This is a genomic window from Amycolatopsis sp. cg5 (genome assembly GCF_041346955.1).
Classification (GTDB): Bacteria; Actinomycetota; Actinomycetes; order Mycobacteriales; family Pseudonocardiaceae; genus Amycolatopsis.
This window is the reverse complement of record NZ_CP166849.1, coordinates 5307868-5325969: the sequence shown is the minus strand read 5'-3', so window position 1 is coordinate 5325969 and position 18102 is coordinate 5307868. Positions and strand designations below refer to the sequence as shown.

At 69.4% G+C, this 18102-nt stretch carries 13 protein-coding genes; 8 read left to right on the top strand and 5 right to left on the bottom strand.

All coding sequences use genetic code 11. From position 1 onward, the window contains the following. The first annotated feature begins 37 nt into the window (after positions 1-37). From rfbH to AB5J62_RS23875, 3 genes are read left to right on the top strand one after another with little or no spacing between them, the layout of a single operon-like run. Complete coding sequence (gene rfbH, locus AB5J62_RS23885) at positions 38-1345, top strand: lipopolysaccharide biosynthesis protein RfbH (protein ID WP_370942150.1); 1308 nt, start codon at positions 38-40, stop codon at positions 1343-1345. A gap of 21 nt (positions 1346-1366) precedes the next feature. After that, on the top strand, positions 1367-2746 hold the full coding sequence (locus AB5J62_RS23880) for an NDP-hexose 2,3-dehydratase family protein (RefSeq protein WP_370942149.1): 1380 nt from the start codon (positions 1367-1369) through the stop codon (positions 2744-2746). After that, complete coding sequence (locus AB5J62_RS23875; RefSeq protein ID WP_370942148.1) at positions 2722-4290, top strand: FAD-dependent monooxygenase; 1569 nt, start codon at positions 2722-2724, stop codon at positions 4288-4290. Before AB5J62_RS23880 ends, AB5J62_RS23875 begins: the two co-directional genes overlap by 25 nt. 102 nt (positions 4291-4392) lie before the next feature. On the opposite strand, the gene AB5J62_RS23870 is transcribed toward AB5J62_RS23875, so the two are convergent. The 3 genes from AB5J62_RS23870 to AB5J62_RS23860 all read right to left on the bottom strand — a co-directional run bounded on the left by AB5J62_RS23870 (position 4393) and on the right by AB5J62_RS23860 (position 7993). Beyond that, entirely contained in the window at positions 4393-4959 is a 567-nt protein-coding gene (locus tag AB5J62_RS23870) for a YceI family protein (protein ID WP_370942147.1), read from the bottom strand. A gap of 16 nt (positions 4960-4975) precedes the next feature. Continuing rightward, positions 4976-6535 carry an MFS transporter gene (locus AB5J62_RS23865; RefSeq protein WP_370942146.1) on the bottom strand — a complete coding sequence of 520 codons (1560 nt, stop codon included), beginning with the start codon at positions 6533-6535 and terminating at the stop codon, positions 4976-4978. 189 nt (positions 6536-6724) lie between these two features. Beyond that, positions 6725-7993, bottom strand: a complete 1269-nt coding sequence (locus tag AB5J62_RS23860) for a DUF6365 family protein (protein WP_370942145.1) — start codon at positions 7991-7993, stop codon at positions 6725-6727. Between the two features lie 93 nt (positions 7994-8086). On the opposite strand from AB5J62_RS23860, the gene AB5J62_RS23855 reads away from it, so the two are divergent. The 3 genes from AB5J62_RS23855 (at position 8087) to AB5J62_RS23845 (ending at position 11619) form a co-directional block, all read left to right on the top strand. Next, complete coding sequence (locus tag AB5J62_RS23855) at positions 8087-9061, top strand: acyltransferase domain-containing protein (RefSeq protein ID WP_370942144.1); 975 nt, start codon at positions 8087-8089, stop codon at positions 9059-9061. An 80-nt stretch (positions 9062-9141) separates the two neighbouring features. Continuing rightward, positions 9142-10428, top strand: a complete 1287-nt coding sequence (locus tag AB5J62_RS23850; RefSeq protein ID WP_370942143.1) for a DUF6365 family protein — start codon at positions 9142-9144, stop codon at positions 10426-10428. A 9-nt stretch (positions 10429-10437) separates the two neighbouring features. After that, positions 10438-11619: a nucleotide disphospho-sugar-binding domain-containing protein gene (locus AB5J62_RS23845; RefSeq protein ID WP_370942142.1), complete on the top strand. Its 1182-nt coding sequence runs from the start codon at positions 10438-10440 to the stop codon at positions 11617-11619. Positions 11620-11682: 63 nt separating this feature from the next. Here AB5J62_RS23845 and AB5J62_RS23840 read toward each other — a convergent pair whose 3' ends face one another. Together AB5J62_RS23840 and AB5J62_RS23835 are read right to left on the bottom strand one after the other, a co-directional pair. Next, the gene (locus tag AB5J62_RS23840) at positions 11683-13572 is read right to left on the bottom strand and encodes a KedN5 family methylcobalamin-dependent radical SAM C-methyltransferase (RefSeq protein WP_370942141.1); all 1890 of its coding nucleotides are present in this window, start codon (positions 13570-13572) and stop codon (positions 11683-11685) included. Positions 13573-13578: 6 nt separating this feature from the next. Beyond that, positions 13579-15210 carry an FAD-dependent monooxygenase gene (locus tag AB5J62_RS23835; RefSeq protein ID WP_370942140.1) on the bottom strand — a complete coding sequence of 544 codons (1632 nt, stop codon included), beginning with the start codon at positions 15208-15210 and terminating at the stop codon, positions 13579-13581. 163 nt (positions 15211-15373) lie between these two features. Between AB5J62_RS23835 and AB5J62_RS23830 the strand changes: the two genes are divergently transcribed. Then, a complete protein-coding gene (locus AB5J62_RS23830) occupies positions 15374-16432 on the top strand; it encodes a methyltransferase (protein WP_370942139.1) in 1059 nt (352 codons plus the stop codon). 35 nt (positions 16433-16467) lie between these two features. After that, the gene (locus AB5J62_RS23825) at positions 16468-18102 is read left to right on the top strand and encodes an FAD-dependent monooxygenase (RefSeq protein WP_370942138.1); all 1635 of its coding nucleotides are present in this window, start codon (positions 16468-16470) and stop codon (positions 18100-18102) included.

The window sequence follows — 18102 nt, the reverse complement described above, 5'->3', positions numbered from 1 at the left end:
CGGGAGGATCCGCGAAACGGTACTGGGAGAAACACAGATGACGAGTGACACGAAGACTCTGATCCTCGAACAGGTCCGGAAGTATCACCAGGGCTCCGGCAGCGCAGTGTCGTTCGTGCCGGGACAGACCCCGATCACGCCGTCGGGCGCCGACCTCGACGAGGACGACCGCGTCGCGCTCGTGGAGGCGGCGCTGGACATGGCGATCGCCGCCGGTGCGCGCACCCGCCGGTTCGAGACCGCGCTGGCCCGCGCGCTCGGGCTGCGCAAGGCGCACTTCACGAACTCCGGCTCCTCGGCGAACCTGCTCGCGATCACCGCGCTGACCTCGCACATGCTCGGCAAGCGCAAGCTGGTGCCCGGCGACGAGGTGATCACCGTGGCCGCCGGGTTCCCCACCACCGTCAACCCGATCGTGCAGAACCGGCTGGTCCCCGTCTTCGTCGACATCGACCTCACCACCTACAACACCACGGTGGACCGGGTCGCCGCCGCCATCGGCCCGCGCACCAAGGCCATCATGATCGCGCACGCGCTCGGGAATCCGTTCCCCGCCGCGGAGATCGCCGAACTGGCCAAGGAACGCGGGCTCTGGCTCATCGAGGACAACTGCGACGCGCTCGGCTCGACCTACGGCGGCAAGCCGACCGGCACCTTCGGTCACCTCGCCACGCAGAGCTTCTACCCGGCACACCACATCACCACCGGCGAGGGCGGCAGCGTGCTGACCGCGGACCTCCAGCTGGCCAGGATCGTCGAGTCGATCAGGGACTGGGGCCGGGACTGCTGGTGCGAACCCGGCGAGGACGACAAATGCGCGCGGCGGTTCAAGTGGACGCTCGGCACGCTGCCGCCCGGCTACGACCACAAGTACATCTTCTCCCACATCGGGTACAACCTGAAGTCGACCGATCTGCAGGCCGCGCTGGGGGAGACCCAGCTGCGCAGGCTGCCGGAGTTCGGCGAGGCCAGGCGGCGCAACTGGAACCGCATGCGTGAGGGCCTGCTCGGCGTCGAAGGGCTGCTGCTGCCCGAGGCGACGCCCGGCAGCGACCCGAGCTGGTTCGGCTTCGTGCTGACGGTGGCCGAGGACGCGCCGTTCGAGCGGCGCGACATCGTCGCCGAGCTGGAGCGCAAGAAGATCGGCACCCGCCAGCTCTTCGCGGGCAACCTGACCCGGCATCCCGCCTACCACAACGAAAACTACCGCGTGTCCGGCGAGCTGACCAACAGCGACATCGTCACCGAGCGGACGTTCTGGATCGGCGTCCACCCGTCGATCACCACCGAGATGATCGACTACATGGTCACCGCCATCCGTGAGTTCGCGCACGGATCCCGGTGACACAGTTCAGGAAGGTGCGTCATGGCCTCAGCCCAGCCCGAAGTACTGCTGCACGGCGCTGACCGCGCGCAGGGCGCCAGGTTCACCAGATCGGCCTCGGTCACCGAGAACCCGCTGCTGCCGACCGCCCGGTTCCACGAATGGTTCGCCGGGCGCGCCGGGGCAGGCAGCCTCAGTGTCGCCCGCATCCCGTTCGACGACCTGCGCGGCTGGTCGTTCGACGAGCGGACCGGCAACCTCGGCCATGTCAGCGGGCGCTTCTTCACCGTCGAGGGACTCGAGGTGGAGACCGACTACGGCGTTGTTCCACAGTGGACACAGCCGATCATCAACCAGCCGGAGATCGGCATTCTCGGCATACTCGTCAAGCAGATCGGCGGCGTGCTGCACTGCCTGATGCAGGCGAAGATGGAGCCGGGCAACGAGCCGCTGATGCAGCTCTCGCCGACCGTGCAGGCCACCCGCAGCAACTACACCAGGGTGCACCAGGGCGGCTCCATCCCGTACCTGGAGCATTTCGCGGGCGCCAAGCGCGGCCGGGTGCTCGTCGACGTGCTGCAGTCGGAGCAGGGCGCCTGGTTCTACCAGAAGCGCAACCGCAACATCGTGGTCGAGACCACCGAGGACTTCCCGCTGCATCCGGACTTCTGCTGGCTGACCATCGGCCAGGTGCAGGAGCTGCTGCTGCACGACAACCTGGTGAACATGGACGCGCGCACGGTGCTGTCGTGCATCCCGTTCGTCAGCGAGGACTCCGGCGCGCTGCACTCGATGGGCGAGATCCTCAGCTGGATCACCGACACGAAGACGCGCTATGACCTCTCGGTGCGGCGAATCCCGTTGCGTGCGGTCAAGAACTGGGAAAAGACCGCCGACGCGATCCGGCACGAGGACGGCAAGCACTTCGAAGCCGTCGCGGTCGCCGTCACCGGCAACACCCGCGAAGTGGCCAGCTGGACCCAGCCGCTGTTCGCGCCGCGCGGGCAGGGAGTCGTGGCCTTCCTGACCAAACGGGCCGAAGGCGTGCGCCACATCCTGGTGCACGCCCGGTGCGAGCCCGGCTACCTCGACACCGTCGAGCTGGCGCCGACCGTGCAGTGCACGCCGTCGAACTACGAAGGGCTGCCCGAAGCGGCCACACCGCCGTTCCTCGACGAGGTGCTGTCCGCGCGGCCGGAGCGGATCCTCTACGACACCGTCCAGTCGGAGGAGGGCGGGCGGTTCTACCGCGCGCTCACCCGGTACCAGATCATCGAGACCGGCCCGGACTTCCCGCGCGACCTGCCCGCGGACTACCGGTGGCTCACCGTCGGCCAGCTCACCGAACTGGTGCAGCACAGCCGTTATCTCAACGTCCAGGCCCGCACCCTGGTCGCGTGCCTGCACGGGCTGGCGACATGACCACCGAAGTGCTGGTGGTCGGTGCGGGCCCGGCCGGGCTGACACTGGCGCACGAGCTCACCCGCCGCGGTGTCCGGGTGCGGCTCATCGACGCGAAGACCGGCCCCGCCGTGACCAGCAGGGCGATCGCCACGCATCCGCGCACACTGGAGATCTACGACCAGATGGGCGTCGCCGAGGCCATGGTGTCGCACGGCGAGCGCATCGGCGCCTTCACCCTGTTCCAGAACGGCACCCGGCTCACCCGGCTCGAAGCCGACTACGACGAGATGCCGACGCGGTTCCCGTTCACCCTGTGCATCGACCAGGTGCTGACCGAAAGCGTGCTGCGCGAGTCGCTGGCGCGGCTGGGCGTGCGGATCGAATGGGGCGTGTCGCTCGAGGACTTCGAGCAGGACGACGAGTGCGTGCAAGCGTTGCTGCGCCACGAATCCGGCGCCGAGGAGACGGTGCGCGTGCCGTATCTCGCCGGCTGCGACGGCGGGCACAGCGTCGTGCGCAAGAAACTGGGCCTCCGCCTCGAAGGCGAGTCGGCCGAGACCTGGCTCATCGCGGACGCGGTGGTCGACGTCGGCCTGCCCCGCGACTCCATTTATTGGATCCGCAACCAGGGCCTCACCATGATGCTGGTGCCGATGAGCGGCGAGAACCGCTGGCGCCTCCTCGACACCGCGAAGGTCGACCACGGCGCCGACCCGGCGGCGGTCGCCGCGCGCTTCAGCCGCGAGATGACCGCCGGGCTCGGCAGTGAGGTCCGAGTCCACACCCCGGAGTGGATCTCGGTCTTCACCTTCCAGCAGCGCATGGTCGCCCAGATGCGCGTCGGCCGCTGTTTCGTCACCGGCGACGCCGCCCACGTGCACAGCCCGGCCTCGGGGCAGGGCATGAACACGGGCATCCAGGAGGCGTACAACCTCGCCTGGAAGCTGGCGATGGTCGTGCGCGGCCAGGCGGGGGAGCGGCTGCTCGACACCTACGCCGCCGAGCGCGTCCCGGTCGGTAAGGCGCTGCTGCGTTCGACCAAGAAGGCCACGTATCTCGTGCAGCTCAAGAACTCCGTCGCGGGCTGGCTGCTGCCGGTCGTGTTCGGCGTGGTCCGGACGTTCCCCTGGGTCCGGGTGCGGATGCAGCGCGAGATCCTCGGCGGGATCTCCGGTCTCAACCTGACCTACGCGGACAGCGACCTGACCTTGGCCGCGGGCGAGTCCACCGGCCCCCGGCCTGGCGAGCGGATCACGAAGGTACCCGCCACGGTCACCACGACCGAGACGTGGCGCGATCTCGACGCCGACCTCAAGACCGGCCGCTGGCTGCTCGCGGTCGCCCCGGGAGCGGAGACCGAAGCCGCCCTCGTCGCGAAGACCACCGACACCTGGCTCACCGTCCGCACCCTCGGCCCCGGCCCGGTCCTCGTCGCACTCGGCCTCACCGACGGCGCCTGGCTACTGGTCAGGCCCGACGGCTACGTCAGCGCCCGGGGTGACCGGCTGACCGCGGACTCCCTCACCCAAGCCACCACCCGCGCCCACATCAAGGGCTCGTGAGTGGTACGGCCGGTTCTAACCGGCCGTACCACTCACGAGCCCCGAAGTCAGAGCCGGGCACCATCCGTGTGGATGGTGCCCGGCTCCTTTTCTGGGGGTTATTCAGGTGGTTTCGGGGTAGGCCTCGAGCTCGATGGTGATGGTCACCTCGCGGGCGACGAACAGGCCGCCGGAGGCGAGCGGCATGTCGGAGGTGAGGCCGAAGTCGTGGCGGTCGATGGTGGCTTCGGCGCTGAAGCCCGCCTTCGTGTTGCCCCACGGGTCGGTGGCGACGCCGTTGAAGCGCAGTGCGAAGTCGAGCTGCTTGGTGACGCCGTGGATGGTGAGCTCGCCGGCGAGCACCGCGGCGTCGAGGCCGCGGTCCAGGTTCACCGCGGTGGAGCGGAAAGTGGCCTTGGGGAAGGCTGCCACGTCGAGGAACTGGTCGGAGCGGAGGTGCTCGTCGCGCTTGGGGTTGCGGCTGTGCACCGAGGCCGTGTCGATCTCGACCTCGATCGACGAGGCGGCGAGGTCTTCGGCGATCTCGATGCGGCCGGTCACCGACTCGAACGAGCCGCGGACGGTCGCGATCATCATGTGGCGCACGGTGAACGCGACTTCGGAATGGGCGACGTCGATGGTCCAGGTGCCGGTGGTGAGTCCGGGAGCGACCAGGGTTTCGGCGGTCATGCCGTTGTCCTTTCGGTCAGGATTCTTTGGCTGAAGCGGATTCCCCGGCCGGAGCGGCCGGAGCGGCGGGCGCGGCCGGCTTGGGCATCGGGCCGCGGCCACCGGGGCCGCGGATGACGACCCGGCGCATGAACACGACCGCGGCGCACGCCAGGCCCGCGCCCGCCAGCCCGACGATGCCGACGGTCGAGGTGAGCGCGTTGCTGATGGTGGCCGCCGGGTCGGTCGTCGAGACGACCGCCCAGTCCACCAGGAAATACGAGAACAGGGTCTGGCTCACCGAAAGCCCGATCGAGTGGCCGACCGTCTTGCTCAGCATCAGGGTCGAGGTCGCGGTGCCGACGTCGGTCGGCGGCACCGAGTTCTGCGCCAGCAGCCCGACACCTGCCATCGACGGCCCGATCCCGACGCCGATGAACGCCAGGTACAGCGCGATCAGCACGAGCGGCGTCGTGGTCGACACCGTCAGCGTCAGCCCCGAGCCGGCCGCCAGCAGCACGGCGGCGCCCGCCAGCACGGGCTTGGCCAGCTGCGGCCGCCACATCAGCGGGACACTGAACCGGTTGCTGAGCACCATGCCCAGCAGCAGCGGGAACAGCAGCAGCGCCGAAACCGTGGCCGAGACGCCGCGCACCTGCTGGAAGTACAGCGGCATGAACAGCACCGCCGGGAACATCGCCAGCGAGAAGAAACCGCTCGCGGCCAGTACCGCGGAATAGGTGGGGTTGCGGAACAAACCCAGCGGTACCAAGGGAACCGCGACCCGCAGCTCGACGACCACGAACAGCGCGAGCAGCACCAGGCCCGCCGCCAGGCAGCCGGCGACCTCCAGGCTGAACCAGCCGTAGAGCGCCTGGCCCGCGCTGGTCCTGCCCTTTTCGGTCAGTCCGAACAGGACGAAGGACAGCGAGGCGATGAGCAGCACCGCGCCCAGTGTGTCCGGCTTGCCGGACGGCACGTCGGGGTTGCGGAAGGCGGGCACGAACCGCAGCACCACGAACAGCATGGGCGGCACGAGGATCGCGTTGATGAAGAACACCGAGCGCCAGCCCGCGAGGTCGGTGAGCAGGCCGCCGACCCACGGCCCGCCGATGAGGCTGACCGCGATCATCGTGCCCATCGCCGACTGCAGCTTCCCGATCGTCTCCATCGGGAACGCCTCGCGGGCCAGCGACATGGCCACCGGGAGCAGGCCTGCCGCGCCGACGCCCTGCAGGGTGCGGAAGACGATCAGCTGCGGCATGGTGCTCGCGATCCCGCACAGCACCGAGCCGAGCAGGAACAGCCCCAGCGAGATGAGCAGCGCCGGCCGTCGTCCGTAGAGATCGGAATAGCGGCCGTACAACGGCGCGATGACCGTCGAGGACAGGAGATAACCGGTGACGATCCAGGTGTAGAGGGTCTCGTCGCCGTGCAGTTGCTCGACGATGCGGGGCATCGCCGTGCCGATGATGGTCGCGTCGAGCAGTCCGAGGAAGGCGGCGCCGAAGGTCGCGATGAGGACGATGCGCTGCGCCGCCGGGCTCAGCCTGCCGAAGAGGTCCCTGATGGTGGGTGCCGAGTGGGAATCCGTCACGCCGTGCTCCTTTCCGTGCCGCGCTGAGCGCAGCGCGATTCGGCGGAACGTCCCTGGTGGGGGACGTGCCGCCTGCGCTTGCCGGTCTGTGTGGGGAACCCGCTCCGGTGCCGGAAAGTCCAGGGCGACCAGCGGTTCCGCTGGCACTCACCTTACGGAGTGAGTGCTTACTCCGTCAAGAGGGGAAGATCAGCTCGCCCGCTGGATGGCCGCGCGGACGACCTCGCCCGCGTCCGGCAGGTCCGCGACCTGAGCCAGGTACGCCGCCCTCGACGCGGCGAGCTTGTCCTGGAAACCCTTGTCGTACAACGAGTTCTCGAGCGCGGCCACGGTCGCCTTCTCGTCGAGGATCTCCGCGGTGAGCAGCGCGTCGAGGTACGGGTTGTCCGTGAACATCGGCTCCTGGATCTCGTACGCGCCCTTCGGCCACAGGCGGAACCGGTCGATCGGCGCGGTCTCGCCGAGCCACTCGCGCACGGTCCCGGTGAGCCCGATCTCCTCATCCAGCCGGGCGATGTCCGCTTCGTCGTGCACGCGGAACCGGTTCTGCACCACCATCGCCGCCTGGTCCATCAGCACCGCCCGCGCGCTGGTCGCGCTCGTCGGGCTGAACACGATCGTCAGGTCGGCGGAGCCGAGCAGCGTGGTGTACCGCTCGACCGAACACGGCGGCAGCACGTGCAGCCGGTCGGCGGCGAGCTTGCCGAACGCGGGCGGCTGCTGCCCGATGAGGACGAAATGCGTGGTCTCCGGCAGCTGCGCGAGATAGTGGACCAGCAACTCGGGAACCCGCTCGGTGAGCCTGGCGCTCATGTCGCTGGACATCCGGCCGCCGGAGGGCTGCTGCCACGACGAAACCGGGATCATCACCAGCCGGTCCGACCGGCCGAGGCCGAACTCGGCGAACACCTCCGCGCGGGCCCGCTCGGTCACCGGCGGCTCCTGCGCCACGATCCGGTACGGGAAACCGCTCCCGCCAGCGCCGGCGTCGAGATGCGCGGTCGGGACCGGGCGCAGATGCGCGGGCATCTCGAGGATCTTCTTGCTGACCGTGACCGGCCCCCGGCCGCACAGGTCGATGGCGAAGTCGGTGTTCTCCCACTCGCTGAGGTCGATCGGCAGGATCGGCAGCCCGTAGTCCTCGATGAACCACGGGTCGAGCCCGAGGTGGAAGTCCACGCTGCGGTAGTAGGAACCGTAGTCGGACAGGATCAGCGCGTCCGGCTGGATCCGCGCGATGATCTCGTCGATCAGCGCGCGGGCGTCGGCGCCTTTCGGGCAGTCGGCGTAGTCGATCACATCGTGGCCGAAGCCGAAGTGCTCGACGGCGGACGCCGTGCCCGGCGGGACCACGAAGTGACTCTCGTACCCCGAGCGGCGCAATTGTTCGGCCAGTGACAGGCCGATGAAGGTCTCGCCGAAGGCGGCTGCGGACAGGCTGAAAAAGAGCAGTCTCATCGGAACTCCTCGGGTCGGCTGCCCGCAGGCTCTCCGGTTTCGGTCGAGCCCCGTTCGACTGGTGCTCGACACCGCGGCCCGAGGCTGGCCGCCATGACCACCTCCCGCTCGGTCGCGCTCCTGTTCCCCGGTCAGGGTGCGCAGCACACCAGGATGGCCGCCGGTCTCTACCAGCGGGAAGCCGTCTTCACCGAGACCATGGACGACCTCTTCGCGCTGCTCGGCGCCGAGGGCGCGCGGCTGCGCGCGGACTGGCTGGCCGAGCGGCCGCTGGTCCCGATCGACGAGTCCGCCCGCGCGCAGCCGCTGCTGTTCGCCGTCGGCTACGCGCTCGGCAGGCAAGTGCTGAGCTGGGGTGTCCGGCCGGTGGCGCTGCTCGGGCACAGCATCGGTGAGATGGCGGCCGTGACACTCGCCGGGGTCTTCACTCCCGCCGACGCGCTGCGGCTGGTGGTGGACAGGGTGGCCAGGGTGGCGGACGCGCCGCCGGGCGGGATGCTCGCGGTGGCGGCGACGGTCGAGGACCTCGACCCGGTGCTCGAAGTCCATCCCGATGTCGTCGTCGGCGCGGTCAACGCGCCACGCCAGACCGTGCTGGCCGGCCTGGCCGAGCCGCTGCTGATGGTCGCGCAAGCGTTGCGCGACAAGGGTTTCACCTGCCGCACCGTCCCGGCGACGAGCCCGTTCCACAGCCCCGCGCTCGGGTTCACGGTGCCCGGTTCCGCGCGGGCCTTCGCCGGAGTCCCGGTCCGCGCGCCCGAGATCCCGGTCTATTCCGCCTACACCGCGGGCAGGCTGGGGGAGCGGGAGATCGGCGACCCCGGTTTCTGGGCGAGCCATCCGGTGGCCCCGGTGCTGTTCCGGCCCGCGCTCGACGCGCTGCTGGCCGACGGCGACCACCTGCTCGCCGAGGCCGGTCCCGGCCAGGGGCTCGCCAAGCTCGCCCGCAACCATCCGGCGGTGCGCTCCGGGCGCTCGGCCGTGGTGGCGCTGCTGCCGCCGAGGCCGGGCCCGCCGGAGGCCGACGTGGCCGCGCTGCGGCTGGCCGAGGAGCGCCTGCGCGGATGACCGCGCGGGCTTCGAGCACGCTTCGAGACGGGCTGGCCATTGTGGGCGGAGTTACCTGGCCTTCTATCTAGGAGCGCGGCATGAAGCTCTTGCACTTCGCCCTCCCGGTACTGGGTGGTTACGGGGAGACTTTCGTGGGAAGGTCGCTCGCCGACCAGCTGACCGCGGGAGGGGTCCAGAACCACTTCGTCACCACCCAGGCCGTCGAATCGCTGTTCGGCGAGGGCGTGTACCCGTACGACGTGATCGACGCGGACCCGGAGCGGTCCGTGCACGAGGTGGTCGAGCGGGTGATGACCGAGGTGCGGCCCGACGCGATCGTGCTCGCCGACTACACCAACTACTGGGGCCACATGGTCCGCAACAACGCGGCGGAGGACCCCTGGTTCATCGAGAAGTACGGCGTCCCGCTGCTGCCGATCGACATGTGGGAGTGGGAGAACACCCGGTTCGCCTACGACTTCTGCGGCCGCGGCTGGGGCCGCGAGTACGACCGGCACATCCTCGACATGGACGTCCACCTCCGCCCGGTCCCGGTGGCGCACGTGGACCCGGGGCCGTCGGGGAAGGGCTACCCGTACCGGCTCACCGCGCCGGAGCCCGCCGCCGACGAGCGCACCAGGGCGGCGATCTTCGCCGAGTTCGGGCTGTCGCCGGAAGACCGGCTGGTGATGATCCCGGTTTCCGGCTGGCAGCAGCCGAAGGAGGTCACCCGGCAGACCACCGACATGATGGTGCGCCTCGGTGAGCGGGTCCCGGAGCTGCTGGTGCACTACCTGAACCAGCTGCCCGACCGCACGCACGTGCTCATCGTCGGGCCGGTGCCGGAGCCGTTCGCGAAGTTCCCCGCCGACCGCCTGCACGTGCTCGGCCCGTGCGCGCCGGACCGCTACCAGCGGCTGCTGGCGTCCGCGGATCTGTTGCTGTCGCTGAGCATGAGCGCGGTGACGCTGGCGCGTGCGGTGCTCATGGGCACGCCAGGCATGCTGCTCACCAACCGGTTCACGGTGACCGGCCGGGACGAGGTGTCCGAAGTGGACCGTGCGCTCGGCGGGCTGTCGCCGGTCGTGCGCTCGTGGCTGGAGGAGGTCGCGCCCGTCGACCCGTTCCTGCACTGGCCCAAGGGTTTGTTCCACTTCGTCGAGGCGCTCACCAAGGACAACGGCTACCTGTCCGCGCTCGCCCGCGCGGAGCTGTTCGACGAGACCGCGGCCGTGGAGACGATGCACGGGATCCTCTACGAACCCGCCGCCCGCGAGAAGCTCGCCGAGGCGCAAAGCGCTTACGTCCGCGCGGTCGACGCGCTGCCGTCCACTCCGGACGTTCTCCGTGCGGCGATGACCAAGCTCGGGCTCAAGACTTCTTAGGGGGAGATCATGCGAGTGCTGCTCAACGCGATGGTGCCGAGCCATCTGCTGCCGATGGTCCCGCTCACCTGGGCGCTGCGCGCCGCAGGCCACGAGGTCGTGTTCTTCGGCCATGAGGACACCGTGCGTGCCGCGCACGCGGCGGGCCTGCCGACCAGGCAGGTGGAGTCGGAGGCGGGCTCGGTGAGCCGGTGGCGCCCGCCGGGCACGGTCAAGTCGGCCTACTCGGCGGCAGGTTCGAGCACGAAACTGCCGACCGCGGAGGAGGAACGCACCGCCGCGATCGGGCGCCGATGGAAGGCTCGGCTGGAGGTGTTCGTCGACGAGTACGTGGCCTTCGCCAAGGCGTGGCGCCCCGACGTGATCATCACCGACCCGATGGAGTTCAGCGGGCTGGTGGTGGCCGGTGTGCTCGATGTGCCGGGCGTGGTGCACCGGTGGGGGTTCGACAATCTCACTTCGACGCTCGTGGAGCCGTCCAAGCAAGCGCTGGCCGAAACCTGTCACCGGCTGGGCTCCGCCGGCGTCCCGGACGCCGCGCTCGTCATCGACCCGTGCCCGCCCACCGTGCAGTCCCCGAACCTCGCGCCCGCCCAGCCGGTGCGGTTCGTGCCCTACAACGGGACCGCCGCGGTGCCGGACTGGACGGTCCAGCCGGGCACCGGCCTGATCTGCATCTCGTTCGGGGTATGGGGAACCGAGACGCTGGCCAAGGAGGGCCAGCTGCGCGCGGTGGTCGACAGCGTCGGCCGCGCGGTCGCCGAACTCGCCGAAACCGAGGCGGTGCTGGTCGTGCCGCAGCAGTACCACGCGGAGCTCGGCGCGCTGCCGGACCGGGTCGTGGTCGTCGATCAGCTGCCGATCAACCACGTGATGCCGCGCTGCGCGCTGATGATCCACCACGGCGGCAGCGGGTCCGCGCTCACCTCGTACGCGTACGGGGTGCCGCAGCTGGTCGTCGCGCAGGAAGGCCCGATGCTCATCCCCACCGCGGAGCGGATCGCGGACAGCGGGGCGGGCCTGGCGCTCATCTCCGAGGAGGACCGCCGCGACACCGGCCTGCTGACCGGCGCGATCATCGACCTGCTCAAGGAACCGTCCTACCGGCAGGCCGCCGAGCGCGTCCGCGCCGAAATGCTGGCCCAGCCCGCACCCGGCGAGGTCGCGGCACTCGTCGCGAACCTCGCCTGAGAACGGGATAAAGCCCGCTTTACTCCCCGGAGTAAAGCGGGCTTTATCGCGCTTGGGCAGCGGTCAGACCGCGAGGCGGTGGCCTGCCCGCTCGGCGACCGCCATGTAGTGCGCGGCGGTCTCGTGGTTGTCCATGTGGTCGTGGAAACCCGTGCGTGCCTTGAAGATCAGCTCGACGGGAGCGCTCGGCGGGCCCTCGGCCGCCGTCTTGCGCCAGTCGGCCAGCGCCGACGGCACGTCGACGTCGAGGCGGACCACCTCGCTGACGTAGCCGCCTGCCAGATCCACGCGCCAGCCGGCAGGCGGTTCCTCGCCGGGCGCCACGTACACCGGCCTGCTCCAGCGCTCGTATTCGTACAGCGCCTCGGCGAACCGCCGCCACTCACGCGGGAAGGCGGGCACCATCTTCTCCCGCCACCAGCGCTGGGCCAGCGCCTCCAGCTCGGGCTCGTGATAGAGCGAGCGCAGCGCCGAGGCGATCGCCGGCGACTCGGCGAGCACCGGGATCCGGTTCAGCACCGCGACCGCGGCTGGCTCGTCCGAGGCCTCGAAGTAGCTCTTGAAGCTCGACACCACCTGGGACTGGGTCAGCCCGGCGATCTCCCGCGTGACCTGCCAGGTGTGGCGCAGGTACTGGTTCTCCCCGAGCACCCTGGCCCAGAAGATGAAACGCTGCATCTCCATGTTCTCGGCCAGCGTCGAGGTCCGGTTGGCGAGCACGTACTCGAAGTCGTCGTCCTCGCCCCTGATCGTGACGAACCCGTGCACCTCGCGGTTCTCGGTGTAGGAGGTGTTGGGCAGCAACAGCATCGGGTACACCGCGATCCGGGACAGCTTGCTCGCCAGCCGGTCGTAGCCGTTCAGGAACGACTCCGGCGTCTCACCCGGCGCGCCCCAGATCAGCTCGGCGTAGCAGTCGAGGCCTTCCTCGTTGAGCCAGTCGACGAGGCTTTCCCACTGGTTGACCTTCATGTTCTTGCGCAGCATGCCGGTCAGCGCCTCGTCGTCGAGCGTCTGCAGCGCCAGCGTGAACGAGCTCTGGAAACCGTGCCGCTGCAGCTGTTTCACGATCTTGTAGAAGCGGTTGGACTTGTTCTTGGCCCAGCTCGTCTCCAGCGCCTGCGGGTAACCGTGCCGCTCCCTGGTCTTGATCAGCAGCTCGACGAACTCCTCGTCGGCTTCGAGCAGGCCGAAGTTGGAGTCGCACAGCACGATCGACGGCGCCTGATGGAACCCGAAGACGTCGAGCTCCGCCGCGAGCCGTTCGGCCGAGAAGCTGCGCATCCGCTGCCCGACCGCGCCGCCCCAGTAACAGAAGGAGCACTTGTACGGGCAGCCGCGGTTGGTCTCCATCAGCGCGACGTCGTAGCGGAACCGGCCGTTGTCGTCGGTCATCGGGATCGCGCCGGTGAGGAACGGCGACGGGATCACGTCGAGGTCGTCGATCCGGTCCCGCTCGGCGGTGGTGTGCGCCGAGCCGTCCGGCCGCCGGTACGACAGCCCGGCCACGTGCGCCGGGTCGACCTCGCCGGGATGGTTCAGCACGTAGGTGATCAGCTCGTGGAAGGTGTGCTCGCCTTCGCCGTTGACCACCACGTCCACCCACGGGAACTCGCGGAACACCCGCTCGGACTGGTAGGCGACGTGGTTGCCGCCGAACACCACCAGCCCACGCGGGTTGAGCTGCTTGAACATCTCGGCGAGCGCGCCGAAGTTGCGGTAGTTCCAGCCGAGCACGGAGAACCCGAGCACGTCGGGCACCCCGGCGCCGAAGAGCTGCGTGGCCATCTCGGTCAGCGTGCGGCCGCCCCTGAAGTTGCAGATCTCCGCTTCGGCCTCCGCCGCGAGGTCGGCGTCCGCGTCGATCACCGCTTTGAGGTAGCCGGCGGCCAGTGGCATCGAGTCCAGCGGCATGTCCCAGGCGCCCTGCTGGACGAGGCAGATTTTCAACATGGCCGCTCAGTTCCGGTGGAGCAGGTCGCCGAGCAGCGCGGACAGGTGCCGATGGGGCTCCGCGTGCGCACCGCCGTGCCGCCACGCGACGAAGTTGTCCGGCCGGACGAGCACGGCGCCCGTCGCGGTGATGCCGGTGGCCTCGCCGAACGTGCCGCCGGGGTCCTCGATGTCCTTGCCGACGCGGTAGGCCGTGAGCGGCAACCCCGTCTCCGCGGCGATCTTCTCGGCCGCGTCGTGCCAGGCGTCGCCGTTTTCCCCGGTGAGGAGCGTGAAACCGGAGCCGGCGAGATCCAGCGTCGAAATCTTCTCGCCCTTGCGCTCGACCCACAGGTGCGGCAGCCGCGTGCCGGGTGAGCCGTCGAGGTTGACCTCCACGTCCTCGAGCGAGGGCAGCTCGGCACGCGCGCCGACTACCGCGCCCGTCGAGTACTGGTAGCCGGAGCTGGTCACCAGCGGATCGGCGATCCGCAGCGCGTTGCGCTCCTCCTCGGCCTCCGGCCGCGGGTCCCAGTGCAGCGCCATGAACTTCAGCCGCAGCACCGCCTGGTCGCGGGTGAACTCCGCGATCGGCATGCGCTCTTCGGCGTAGCTGTCGAGCAGGCCCGGTCCCGCCTGGCCGTTGAGCACCATCGCGAGCTTCCAGCCGAGGTTGTAGGCGTCCGCGATGCCGGTGCTCATCCCGAATCCGCCGATCGGCGGGATCACGTGGATGGCGTCGCCCGCCAGGAAGATCCGGCCTTCGCGCACGCTTTCGGCGACACCGGCCGAAATCCGCCACGGCAGCCGGGCGAGGATCTTGACCTCGAGGTCAGGCAGCCCGATCGCGCCCTTGATCAGGTCGAGGCAGCGGTCCTCCGGATAGTCGTCGACGGTCTCCTCGTCGTCGGAGTAGCTGCGGTGGAAGACCCAGCGGTCCTTGTTGTTGATCGAGAGCATCAGGCCCTCGTAGTCGGGGTGCCTGATCTCGCAGAAGTTGAACTCGTTGCCGCGGATCAGCTCGGTGAGATCCGCCTCGAACAGCACGTGGATCATCGGGTTGCCGAGCCGGTCCTCGATCTCCATGGTGATGCCGAGTTCCTTGCGCACCCGGCTCGACGAGCCGTCCGCGCCGACCAGGTAATCGGCCGTCACCGTGCTGCGCTCGCCGGTCGCGCGGTTCAGCAGCACCGCGGTCACGCCGGACTCGTCCTGCGACAGCGACTCCAGCTCGGTGCTGAACCGCACGTCGACGCCGCGCTCACCGGCCGCGGCCAGCAGCACCCTGTCGATCTGGTCCTGCGCGCACGGGTTGACGTCGGTCGGGCTCATCCGCCTGGTCGCCGCGACCACGTCCTCCGGCGGCGTGGCGATCCTGTCCACTTTGGACAGGTCCTCGCCTGCCAGCGTCGTGACACTGAACTTGGTGAGGCTGTTCACCAGTACCGCGCTGGCCTCGCGCATCTGGTCTTCGAGCTCGACGCTGCGGAAGAACTCGCGCGCGGACGGGTGCAGGCCCGTCGCGCGTGGATGGATCAGCGAACCGTCACGCCGCTCTATCAGCAGCGGCCGGATCCCGTACCTGGCCAGTGAGACCGCCGTGGACAGTCCGACGGTGCTCCCGCCGACCACGAGAACTGGAACGTGCTCATCAGGCATGGCTGCCCCTCAGACTCGACGCCGTTTCGCACACCGTGACCGCCGGGCCTCTATCCCGGATCCACGGCTGCTCGAACCCGTCTGTCGAGCGGTTTTCGAGGAGGGATCTAGGAAAGGTGGTCAAGGTGACCACATCGATCCGTGCTGTGGGAGGTATGTGTCCATGACTCTGCTAGAGGTGACCGACGCGACCGACAGGCCGACCCCGGCCGTCGATCTGTTCCAGGGAATTACCGCGCACCATGGGTCCAGCGCGGTGCACGTCGCCGCCCGGCTGGAGCTCGCGGACCGGCTCGCCGACGGGCCCAAGGGGTTCGAAGAACTGGCCGAGGCGACGAAGACGAACGCCTTCGCGCTGCGCCGCCTGCTGCGCCTGCTGGTCAGCTGCGGGGTGTTCGCCGAGCCGGAGCCCGGCGTGTACGCGCTGACCGAGATCGGCTACCACCTGCGCACCGACGTCACCGACTCGATGCACTCGTTCGCGCTGATGATGGCCAACCCGCGCAACCAGCAGCGCTGGGGCGAGCTGACCGAGTGCGTGCGCACCGGCGCGTCACGCGTGCCGGAGGAGCACAAGGGCGACCCGTTCCAGCAGATGCCGCCGCACATCCTGAAGCTGCTCGGCAAGACGATGACCTTCTTCGTCGGCCACACCGCCGGGGCCATTGTGGACGGTTACGACTTCTCGCAGTTCCGCACGCTGGTCGAACTCGGTGGCGGGGAAGGGATCCTGCTCTCGGCGATCCTGACCGCCAACCCGGATCTGCGCGGCATCACCCTGGATCTGCCGTATATGGCGGAGAACGCGCAGAAGCGGGTCGCCGGCAGCGCGGTCGCCGACCGCTGCACGGTCGTCGGCGGCGACTTCTTCGAGTCCGTGCCGCAGGGCGACGCCTACCTGCTCAACAACGTCATCCACGACTGGGACGACGAGGCCAGCGTCAAGATCCTCGCCAACTGCGCGGCCGAGCTGGCGCCGGGCGGCAAGGTGATCATCGTCGAAACCCAGTACCCGGAACGGTTCGACGACTCGATCGCCGCGAAGATCGCCGGCCGCAGTGACGTCAACATGATGGTCAACGCCAACGCCAGGGAACGCTCGGCCGCCGACTTCGAGCGTCTCGTCTCGGCGTCGGGCTTCGAGCTGAACCGTGTCATCGAAATCCGCCCGGCGTGGACCGGGGTCCGCTCCAGCATGATCGTCGAAGCCGTCCGCCGCTGAAAACCGTGACCGTTCAAAGCCAGAAAGGCATTGTCATGACCGAAGAACATGTGCCCGTGCTGATCGTCGGTGGTGGCACCGTCGGGCTGTCGACCAGTGTCGCGCTGGCCCGCCACGGGGTGCGTTCACTGGTGGTGGAGCGGCGGGCGACCACCTCCATCCACCCGAGGGCCACCGGCGTGCAGCCGCCGGCGCGGGAGTTCTTCCGCGCGATGGGTCTCGAGGAGGCCATGCGCGAGGCGAGCACCGACCTGCAGCCGAGCATGAGCAAGGTCAACGTCGAGCCGTCGCTCGCCGAGGCCGACCTCGCCTCGGTGCGCCGGTACCCGACGCCGCCGGACGAGGTGCTGGCGGTGACCAAGCGGATCAGCCCCACCGACATCGGGCCGTGCTCGCAGGACCAGATCGACCGGATGCTGGTGGCCGCGGCCGCCGAGCGGGGCATCGCGGTGCGGTTCAGCACGCAGCTGGAGTCGCTGACCCAGGACGAGTCCGGGGTCACCGCGACGCTGCTCGACACCGAGACCGGCGAACGCAGCACGGTCCACGCCGACTACCTGGTCGGCGCGGACGGCGCGGGCAGCAGGGTGCGCCGCGAAATCGGCCTGACCATGAGCGGGCTCGACAAGCTCGGCGAGCCGATGATCAACATGATGTTCAAGGCCGACCTGTCCGACCTGGTGCGCGGGCACGAGTTCGCCTTCGCCGAGGTGCGCACCGGCGAGGTCGAGGGCATCCTGCTGACCATCAACAACCGCGACCGCTGGGTGTTCCACTTCACCTACGACGCGGAGAACGAGTCGCTCGACGACTACCCGCCGGAGCGCTGCGCCGAGATCGCCAGGAAGGCGATCGGCGTGCCCGACATCGAGGTGGAGATCCTGGCCAGGCTGGCCTGGCAGATGTCCGCGCGCGTGGTCGACCAGCTGCGCGTCGGCCGGGTGCTGATGGCGGGCGACGCCGCGCACACGATCCCGCCGGTCGGCGCGTTCGGCATGAGCACCGGCATCGGTGACGCCTACAACCTGGGCTGGAAGCTCGCGATGGTCATCAACGGCCAGGCAGGCGACGGCCTGCTCGACGCCTACCAGGACGAGCGGCTCCCGATCGCGCAGTTCACCTGTGAGCAGGCGAAACTGCGGTTCCGGTTCATGGAGCTGCACTGGGACAACAGCCCCGAGGCCGCCGAGGAGAAGGCGAAGATCAAGATCGCCGACCCGCTGGTCACCGGCTTCGGCTTCCAGTACACGGCGGGCGCCGTGGTCGGCGCGCGCAGTGTGCTGCCGTCGCTGGAGGACGTCGAGCTCAACCTCGACGGTTCGCCCGGCACGCGGCTGCCGCACCTGTGGGTGGAGCGCAAGGGCGAGAAGACGTCCACATTGGACCTCGCGGGCGCCGGATTCGCCATCCTCGCCGGTGAAGACGGCGACGCGTGGCACGCGGCCGCCGAGAAGATCGCCGAGGAGACCGGCCTGCCGCTGACCGCCTACCGCGTCGGCAAGGACGTCCGCGACCCCGACGGCACCTTCACCGCCGCCACCGGCATCACCGCGAAGGGCGCGCTGCTGGTCCGTCCCGACAACTTCATCGCCTGGCGTGAGCGGGGCGAGCACGAGGACGCCTACCAGCACCTGTCCGCGCTCATCAGCGGCCTCCTCGACCGGAACTGA